The following is a 7,907-nucleotide window of genomic DNA, read 5'->3' as shown; positions in this document are numbered from 1 at the left end:
ACCGTGTTGGACAGACCTCCGGTTTACCAGTTGTGCCGCCAGGTGCACCGCTGGGTATCTGAGTCTGGATTGGATAAGCGCTGAACGCATCTAAGTGCGAAGCCAGCCGCAAGATTAGAACTCCTCACAAGGGTCGTCACAGACGATGACGTTGATAGGGCGCAGGTGTAAAGACGGTGACGTCAAAGCCGAGCGCTACTAATTGCCCGAAGGCTTTTGAGTGTGATTATTTTCGGTATGTGTTTCTTATGGTCTTGCTTGTGTGCGATAGTCACCTGCTGTTTGAGGGCAGGAGGAAATTATCAGGTGGTTATAGCGGCGGGGTCCCACCTCTTCCCATTCCGAACAGAGAAGTTAAGCCCGCCATCGCCGATGGTACTGCAATGCAATGCGGGAGAGTAGGTAGCCGCCTTCTTTTATCAGGGCTCCGAGGACGAATGTCTTCGGAGCCCGTTTTTTATGCTTTGTTTGATAGGGTGCTTGTTGGTGTTGTAGGGGATGTAGTTGTTTTAGGTAGTATAGTTTTTGAGTTTTTTTTCGAAGCATTTTTACGTTGAAGCTTAAAGAAAAGAAAAAATGTTGGATAAGTTTCTATATATCAGAAATTTTGTGTAACTTTGCACCCCAAAGTGAAGTTATGGACAGATTAAAAGCTTACAAGATTGACCTTCACGGTTTGAAGGAAGGTGTTAATGCCTTTGATTTCAAATTGGACAATGACTATTTCGAAGCCGTTGGTGGCGAATTGGTCAATAAGGGAAATCTGGATGCTCATGTGGATATAGACCGTAAATCATCCCTGTTCGAGGTGAAGTTCAATATCGAGGGAGTTGTTTACATTCCATGTGATATCTGTCTTGACGATATGGAACAGCCTATATATGCCGATAATAGGCTGATAGTGAAATTTGGGAAAGAAAACTCCGAAGACGATGAACTTGTAGTTGTCAGAGAAGACGATGGTGTTCTTGACATCTCATGGTTCCTATATGAATCTATAGTTCTGAATATTCCAATCAAGCACGTTCATGCACCTGGTAAATGCAATCGTGACATGATGAATGCGTTAGAGGCACATTCCGCCACCCGAAGTGACGTTGAGAGTAATTCTGCTGTTGATCCGCGTTGGAGTGAGTTATTGAAAATAAAAGATAAAGATTTAAACATTTAATTATTATGGCACATCCTAAAAGAAGACAATCAAAGACACGTACACTGAAGAGAAGAACTCATGATAAGGCAGTTGCCCCTACATTGGCAGTTTGCCCGAATTGTGGTGCTTACTATGTTTACCACACTGTATGCCCAACATGCGGCTACTATCGTGGTAAGGTGGCTATCGTAAAGGAAGCAGCTGAATAATGGGAAATATCAACGCAATTATCACTGGTATTGGCGGGTATGTGCCAGACTATATCCTCAACAACGAGGAGCTGTCGCGTATGGTTGATACAAGTGATGAGTGGATTACGGCTCGTGTAGGTATCAAGGAACGCCGCATTCTTACAGAAGAGGGACTTGGTACCAGCTACATGGCCCGCAAGGCAGCAAAGCAGCTAATCCAGAAGACTGGCGTTGATCCTGACTCGATAGATGCGCTGATTGTCACTACAACTACACCGGACTATAAGTTTCCCTCTACTGCGTCTATAGTTTTAGGCAAGCTCGGACTGAAGAATGCCTTTGCTTTTGACTTTGAGGCTGCATGTTGTGGATTTCTTTATTCGCTTGACGTTGCAGCATCAATGATTCAGAGTGGAAGGTATAAGAAGATTATAGTTATCGGTGCAGACAAGATGTCGTCGTTGGTAGATTATACCGACAGGCAGACTTGCGTGTTGTTCGGTGATGGTGCTGGTGCTGTACTTGTTGAAGCTACTACGGAAGAGGGAGTCGGCGTGCAGAATGCATATTTCCGCACAGACGGCAAGGGGTTACCGTTCCTTCACATGAAGGCGGGTGGTTCCGTATGTCCTCCTTCCCGTTTCACGGTAGACCATCGTCTGCACTACCTCTATCAGGAGGGCAGAACAGTATTCCGTTACGCTGTTACCAATATGGGCGATGACGTGATGGAGGTTTTGCGCAGGAACAATCTAACCGCGGATGACGTTCAGTGGGTAGTACCTCACGAGGCCAACTTGCGAATTATCGAGGCTGTTACCAAGCGTGCTGGTATTCCGATGGAGAAGGTAGTTGTTAACATCGAGCGTTATGGCAATACCAGTGCGGCAACCATTCCTCTTGCGTTGTGGGATGTAGAGTCGAAGCTCAAGAAGGGTGACAATGTCATCTTCACGGCATTTGGTGCCGGTTTCGTACATGGTGCGTCTTACTACAAGTGGGCTTATGATGGTGACTCGTTGTCATCAAAGAAATAACGATTATAAACGATAACAAGAAAGCGCATCCTTATTTTCACGAATAAGCAGATGCGTTTTTTTGTCTTAACAAGTATAGAGACATGCACAAGGCAGGTTTTGTAAACATTGTAGGAAATCCCAATGTCGGCAAGTCGACATTGATGAACCAGTTGGTTGGCGAGCGTATCTCCATAGCCACTTTTAAGGCTCAGACCACTCGTCACCGCATAATGGGCATTGTCAATACCGACGACATGCAGATAGTGTTCTCCGACACTCCAGGCGTCCTGAAGCCCAACTATAAGATGCAGGAGATGATGCTTGCATTCTCGGAGTCCGCACTTGCAGATGCTGATGTGCTTCTCTATGTCACGGATGTCGTGGAGAATCCGGAGAAGAACACTGATTTCCTTGAGAAAGTCCGCCAGATGTCTATCCCGGTGCTGCTGCTCATCAACAAGATTGACCAGAGCGACCAGAAGTCTCTTGGTGACATTGTTGCCAAATGGCACTCTCTTCTTCCTGCTGCCGAGATACTCCCTATCTCAGCAAAGAACAAGTTCGGTGTGGATATGCTTCTCAAGCGTATCAAGGAGCTGCTTCCTGAGTCGCCGGCTTATTTTGATAAAGACCAGCTCACCGACAAGCCTGCCCGCTTCTTCGTAAGCGAGATTATCCGTGAGAAGATACTGCTCTATTACGACAAGGAGATACCTTACTCCGTTGAGGTCCGTGTAGAGAGTTTCAAGGAGTCGGCAAGCAGCATTCACATCCGTGCCATCATCTACGTTGAGCGTGACTCCCAAAAGGGTATCATCATTGGGCATCAGGGCGTAGCATTGAAGAAGGTGGGCTCGGAGAGCCGCAAGGCATTGGAGAGGTTTTTCGACAAGAAAGTCTTTCTTGAGACGTACGTTAAAGTGGACAAGGACTGGCGCAATTCAGAAAAAGAGCTTGACAGCTTCGGGTACAATCCGGTATGATGCTTGTCTTCTGTGGCTCTTTACCAATACCCCATGCTGCATGTGCAGCATCAAGACCCTGAATGGAATGAGGGTCTACTCTCCGACATCGTTGTTGGAGGGCCGAAGAATGTATAACTTCAGAAATTAAACAGAAATGGCAAATTTAGTAGCTATTGTCGGACGCCCCAATGTGGGTAAGTCCACACTTTTCAACAGGCTCACCCAGTCGCGTAGAGCCATTGTCAGTGATACTGCCGGCACGACGCGTGACCGTCAGTATGGCAAGTGTGTATGGAATGGCCGTGAGTTCTCGGTCGTCGATACCGGTGGCTGGGTAGTAAAATCAGATGATATCTTTGAGGATGCCATCCGTCAGCAAGTGCTCGTAGCAACGGAGGAGGCCGATTTGGTATTGTTTCTTGTAGACAATGATACCGGCGTGACAGACTGGGACGAGGATGTCGCCCTGATACTCCGCCGTGCCAAGTTGCCTGTGATACTTGTAGCCAACAAGGTTGACAATCCAGGCAATGCCTACGAGGCTGCAGAGTTCTACAAGTTGGGCCTTGGTGACCCACAGTGTATTAGTGCCGCCACAGGTGGTGGTACTGGCGACTTGCTGGATCTTCTCGTATCTCGGTTGCCTGAGAACAGCGAAGACGTGACAGAGGACGATATTCCCCGCTTTGCCGTAGTAGGGCGTCCGAATGCAGGCAAGAGCAGCATCATCAATGCCTTTATCGGTGAGGAACGCAATATCGTGACCGAGATTGCCGGAACCACCCGCGACTCCATCTATACCCGTTTCAATAAGTTCGGTTTCGACTTCTACCTTGTTGATACAGCTGGTATCCGACGCAAGAACAAGGTGACTGAGGACTTGGAGTTCTATAGCGTCATGCGTTCCATCCGTGCCATAGAGAACAGCGATGTGTGCATACTCATGATTGATGCCACCCGTGGTATCGAGGCTCAGGATATGAACATTTTCCAGCTTATACAGAAGAACAACAAGTCGCTTGTTGTAGTAGTCAACAAGTGGGATCTGGTAGAGGATAAGACGCAGGCCGTGATAAGCACCTTCGAGAATGCCATCCGCAGCCGCATGGCTCCCTTTGTGGACTTCCCGATTATCTTTGCCTCAGCCCTGACCAAACAGCGTATCTTCAAGGTGTTGGAATTGGCTCAGCAGGTATATGCCAACCGCATGGCACGCATTGGAACGTCCAAGCTCAACGAGGTGCTGTTGCCGCTCATCGAGGCTTATCCACCACCATCAGTGAAGGGTAAGTATATCAAGATAAAGTATGTGTCTCAGCTTCCCAACACTCAGATACCATCGTTCGTGTTCTACGCAAATTTACCCCAGTATGTCAAGGAGCCTTACAAGCGTTTCCTTGAGAACAAGATACGCGAGAACTGGTCTCTCCATGGTTGTCCGATAAACATCTTCATCCGTCAGAAGTAGTATGCGGTGTCTGTTGGCAGTAATATTCTCTGCGTTGCTGCTCCTTGTAGTGGCATGTGGTAGCGAACCAAAACCAGATGAAGTTGCCGGCAAGGCAGCGAAGCTATATTACGACTACCTTGTAGATGGCAAATATGAGATGTTTGTCGATGGCTATTATCAGCCCGACAGCATACCTGCTTCCTATCGCGAGCAGCTTGTCACTAATGCCAAGATGTTTGCTGGGCAACAGAAGGATATTCATGGCGGCATCCTTCGGGTCAGCGTAGTCCGCGTAGTGGCTGATACGGCTTGCCATGTTGCTGAAGCCTTCCTTTCTTTGGCTTATGGGGACAGTACGAACGAGGAAGTGGTTGTTCCGATGGTGGAGCGGGATAATGTATGGTATATGAAATAATTCTAAATATACAGGCCAGCGCTTTGATGGTGCTGGCCTGTATATTGTTGAATAATAGATGAGATAGAGAAGATAGAGAAGATAGATGAGATAGAGGAGATAGATGAGATAGAGCAGATAGATGGGGTAGAGAAGATAGATGTGATAGAGAAGATAGGGGGCTTATTACTCGTTTGATGCCTCCCTGTTTTCTACGGCTTTCACCTTCTTGAACAGCTCTGAGGCGAATACCAGGTCGTTGAGTTTCTCGTTAGTCGACCCCATCACGTCGTCCTTTGTGCCGTGCCATTCATTGCAACCCTTGTAGATGAAGAGGATGTTCTCTCCTATTCCCATAACAGAGTTCATGTCGTGAGTATTGATGATGGTTGTGATGTCATACTCTTTTGTGATACTGCTCAGCAGCTCGTCTATGACAAGCGAGGTCTTTGGATCGAGTCCGGAGTTTGGCTCGTCACAGAACAGATATTTCGGATTTAGCACAATGGCCCTTGCTATTGCCACACGCTTCTGCATGCCGCCGGATATCTCGCCTGGGAATTTGTGGTCGGCATCTACGAGGTTCACCCTTGCAAGACATTCCTGTGCTCTTTTCACCTTTTCCCTGTAGTTCATGTTAGAGAACATGTCGAGCGGGAACATTACGTTTTCCAGAACAGACAGCGAGTCGAAGAGAGCCGCACTCTGGAATATCATTCCCATCTCGCGTCTCATGGCCACCTTCTCCTTCTTGTTCATCTTCACGAAGTCGCGTCCGTCGTAGAGTACTTCTCCTGCGGTAGGGTCAAGTAGCCCGACGAGATTTTTCATCAGCACGGTTTTGCCCGAGCCGCTTTGTCCTATTATTAGGTTAGTCTTACCGTCCTCAAACTGGAAGTTTATGTTCTTGAGGACCTCTTTGTCGCCAAACGACTTATATAGATTTCTGACTTCAATCATGACAATATCTGTGTTAGGAAGACATCAGAGAATAGAATCAGTACGCTTGAGCACACCACGGCATCAGTAGATGCCTTGCCGACTTCCACGGAACCGCCCTCTACGGAATAGCCGTAGAACGACGACACGCTTGAGATGATGAATGCGAAGAAGAGGCTCTTGATGATACTCATGTACATAAACCATGGGTTGAAAGAGTGCTGCAGTCCGAGCGTCAGGTCTTCGGGAGTAAGTATGTGGCCTATATATGCCGTGCCGTATGCGCCCAAAATACCTGTTGCCGAGGAGAATATTACGAGGAACGGCATGATGGTCATCAGTCCCAGTATTTTCGGCAGAATGAGGTAGTTGGCAGAGTTGACGCCCATAATCTCCAAAGCGTCAATCTGTTGTGTTACCCTCATCGTTCCCAGCTCTGAGGCTATGTTCGAGCCGACCTTTCCCGACAATATCAGACACATTATTGAGCTTGAGAACTCCAGCAGCATAATCTCCCTGGTGGTATATCCCGATACCCATCTTGGCATCCATGGGCTCTGGATGTTGATTTTCATCTGTATGCATATTACTGCACCGATGAAGAACGAGATGAGCAGTACGATGAGTATTGAGTCAACACCCAGCTGCGACATCTCCTTGATATATCTTTTCATGAACATCCTCATACGCTCAGGGATACTGAAAGTTCTACCCATCAGCATGAAATAGCGTCCGAATGTTACCAGCGATTTGTATATGAACATACTGTTTTGATATTAGTCGACTGCAAAAGTAACCAAAATCATTTAAAAAACTGCAATAATAGTAAGAGTTTTTGCTTTTGTCAACGTTATTAGAGACATTTTTGCTAATTTTGCCGCATCAATCAGCAAACCATCACAGTAAATGGACGAAACGAGCAATATTTCATCTACATCTTCCCATCCCGTTATGGCACTCCGTGCCGAGGGCTTAGTAAAACGCTACGGCAAGCGTACTGTTGCCAATCAGGTGTCCTTCAACGTCCGCCAAGGAGAGATAGTAGGTCTTCTCGGTCCTAACGGAGCGGGTAAGACAACATCTTTCTACATGACGACGGGACTTGTCGTTCCGAATGAGGGACATGTGTTCATCAACGACCAGGAAATAACCGATTACCCCGTGTACAAGCGTGCCCGTGCCGGTATTGGCTATTTGCCTCAGGAGGCGAGCGTGTTCCGCAAGATGACTGTAGAGGACAATGTCATGTCTGTACTTGAAATGACCGACCTCAACAAGGAGCAGCGCCAGGAGCGGCTTGAGAGCCTGCTTGCCGAGTTCCGTCTGAACAAGGTTCGCAAGAACAAGGGTGACCAGCTCTCTGGTGGCGAGCGCCGCCGTACAGAGATTGCGCGTTGCCTGGCCATAGACCCGAAGTTCATAATGCTCGACGAGCCTTTCGCTGGTGTTGACCCTATTGCTGTAGAGGATATCCAGCATATTGTATGGCGGCTCAAGTACCGCAACATCGGCATATTGATAACCGACCACAACGTGCAGGAGACCCTCACCATCACTGACCGTGCCTACCTGCTCTTCGAGGGAAAGATACTGTTCCAGGGCAATCCTGAGCAGCTGGCCGAGAATCAGATAGTAAAAGAGAAGTATCTTGGAACGTCGTTCGTGCTGAGGAAAAAGGATTTCCAGCTCATCGACGAGCAAAAGCGCGCAAGGGAGACAGCTGAGAATATGTGAAGGCCAAAGGGTGAAAACGGTTAAAAAATCAAATTTTTCACATATATATTAGGTGGAACCAA

9 protein-coding genes and 2 rRNA genes are annotated in these 7,907 nt (G+C 47.5%); 9 read left to right on the top strand and 2 right to left on the bottom strand.

Going from position 1 to position 7,907, the window contains the following annotated elements; translation table 11 throughout:
• From CIL02_RS06335 to CIL02_RS06300, 8 genes are all read left to right on the top strand, one after another.
• Window positions 1-223, top strand: a 23S ribosomal RNA gene (locus CIL02_RS06335); the annotation flags it as partial.
• A gap of 79 nt (window positions 224-302) precedes the next feature.
• Window positions 303-415: ribosomal RNA gene (rrf, locus tag CIL02_RS06330) — 5S ribosomal RNA — on the top strand.
• A 222-nt stretch (window positions 416-637) separates the two neighbouring features.
• Window positions 638-1,171, top strand: a complete 534-nt coding sequence (locus tag CIL02_RS06325; protein ID WP_094400023.1) for a DUF177 domain-containing protein — start codon at window positions 638-640, stop codon at window positions 1,169-1,171.
• Between the two features lie 5 nt (window positions 1,172-1,176).
• Window positions 1,177-1,362: a 50S ribosomal protein L32 gene (gene rpmF, locus CIL02_RS06320; RefSeq protein WP_006848356.1), complete on the top strand. Its 186-nt coding sequence runs from the start codon at window positions 1,177-1,179 to the stop codon at window positions 1,360-1,362.
• Entirely contained in the window at window positions 1,362-2,381 is a 1,020-nt protein-coding gene (locus CIL02_RS06315) for a beta-ketoacyl-ACP synthase III (RefSeq protein ID WP_094400021.1), read from the top strand. The genes rpmF and CIL02_RS06315 overlap by 1 nt, the downstream gene beginning before the upstream one ends.
• A gap of 83 nt (window positions 2,382-2,464) precedes the next feature.
• Window positions 2,465-3,346: a GTPase Era gene (era, locus tag CIL02_RS06310; RefSeq protein WP_094400019.1), complete on the top strand. Its 882-nt coding sequence runs from the start codon at window positions 2,465-2,467 to the stop codon at window positions 3,344-3,346.
• Window positions 3,347-3,482: 136 nt separating this feature from the next.
• Window positions 3,483-4,796 (top strand): ribosome biogenesis GTPase Der, encoded by a 1,314-nt coding sequence (der, locus tag CIL02_RS06305; protein WP_094400017.1) that lies wholly within the window; start codon window positions 3,483-3,485, stop codon window positions 4,794-4,796.
• Between the two features lies 1 nt (window position 4,797).
• Window positions 4,798-5,193: a hypothetical protein gene (locus CIL02_RS06300; RefSeq protein WP_094400015.1), complete on the top strand. Its 396-nt coding sequence runs from the start codon at window positions 4,798-4,800 to the stop codon at window positions 5,191-5,193.
• Window positions 5,194-5,358: 165 nt separating this feature from the next.
• Here the strand turns inward: CIL02_RS06300 and CIL02_RS06295 are convergent, their stop codons facing one another.
• Window positions 5,359-6,132, bottom strand: coding sequence for an ABC transporter ATP-binding protein (locus tag CIL02_RS06295; protein ID WP_094400013.1), 774 nt, complete (start codon window positions 6,130-6,132; stop codon window positions 5,359-5,361).
• On the bottom strand, window positions 6,129-6,875 hold the full coding sequence (locus tag CIL02_RS06290; protein WP_094400011.1) for an ABC transporter permease: 747 nt from the start codon (window positions 6,873-6,875) through the stop codon (window positions 6,129-6,131). Before CIL02_RS06290 ends, CIL02_RS06295 begins: the two co-directional genes overlap by 4 nt.
• Before the next feature lie 142 nt (window positions 6,876-7,017).
• On the opposite strand from CIL02_RS06290, the gene lptB reads away from it, so the two are divergent.
• A complete protein-coding gene (gene lptB / locus CIL02_RS06285; RefSeq protein WP_094400009.1) occupies window positions 7,018-7,845 on the top strand; it encodes an LPS export ABC transporter ATP-binding protein in 828 nt (275 codons plus the stop codon).
• Window positions 7,846-7,907 lie beyond the last annotated feature (62 nt).

It is taken from the genome of Prevotella sp. P3-122, from assembly GCF_002251365.1.
GTDB lineage: Bacteria > Bacteroidota > Bacteroidia > Bacteroidales > Bacteroidaceae > Prevotella.
The sequence above is the reverse complement of the archived record's forward strand: the minus strand, read 5'-3'. Positions and strand labels throughout refer to the sequence as shown.

Excerpts from the sequence above, each read along its gene's own strand:
- CIL02_RS06325 (WP_094400023.1), top strand. The coding sequence starts at position 638 with ATGGACAGATTAAAAGCTTACAAGATTGACCTTCACGGTTTGAAGGAA.
- rpmF (WP_006848356.1), top strand. The coding sequence starts at position 1,177 with ATGGCACATCCTAAAAGAAGACAATCAAAGACACGTACACTGAAGAGA.
- CIL02_RS06315 (WP_094400021.1), top strand. The coding sequence starts at position 1,362 with ATGGGAAATATCAACGCAATTATCACTGGTATTGGCGGGTATGTGCCA.
- era (WP_094400019.1), top strand. The coding sequence starts at position 2,465 with ATGCACAAGGCAGGTTTTGTAAACATTGTAGGAAATCCCAATGTCGGC.
- der (WP_094400017.1), top strand. The coding sequence starts at position 3,483 with ATGGCAAATTTAGTAGCTATTGTCGGACGCCCCAATGTGGGTAAGTCC.
- CIL02_RS06300 (WP_094400015.1), top strand. The coding sequence starts at position 4,798 with ATGCGGTGTCTGTTGGCAGTAATATTCTCTGCGTTGCTGCTCCTTGTA.
- CIL02_RS06295 (WP_094400013.1), bottom strand. The coding sequence starts at position 6,132 with ATGATTGAAGTCAGAAATCTATATAAGTCGTTTGGCGACAAAGAGGTC.
- CIL02_RS06290 (WP_094400011.1), bottom strand. The coding sequence starts at position 6,875 with ATGTTCATATACAAATCGCTGGTAACATTCGGACGCTATTTCATGCTG.
- lptB (WP_094400009.1), top strand. The coding sequence starts at position 7,018 with ATGGACGAAACGAGCAATATTTCATCTACATCTTCCCATCCCGTTATG.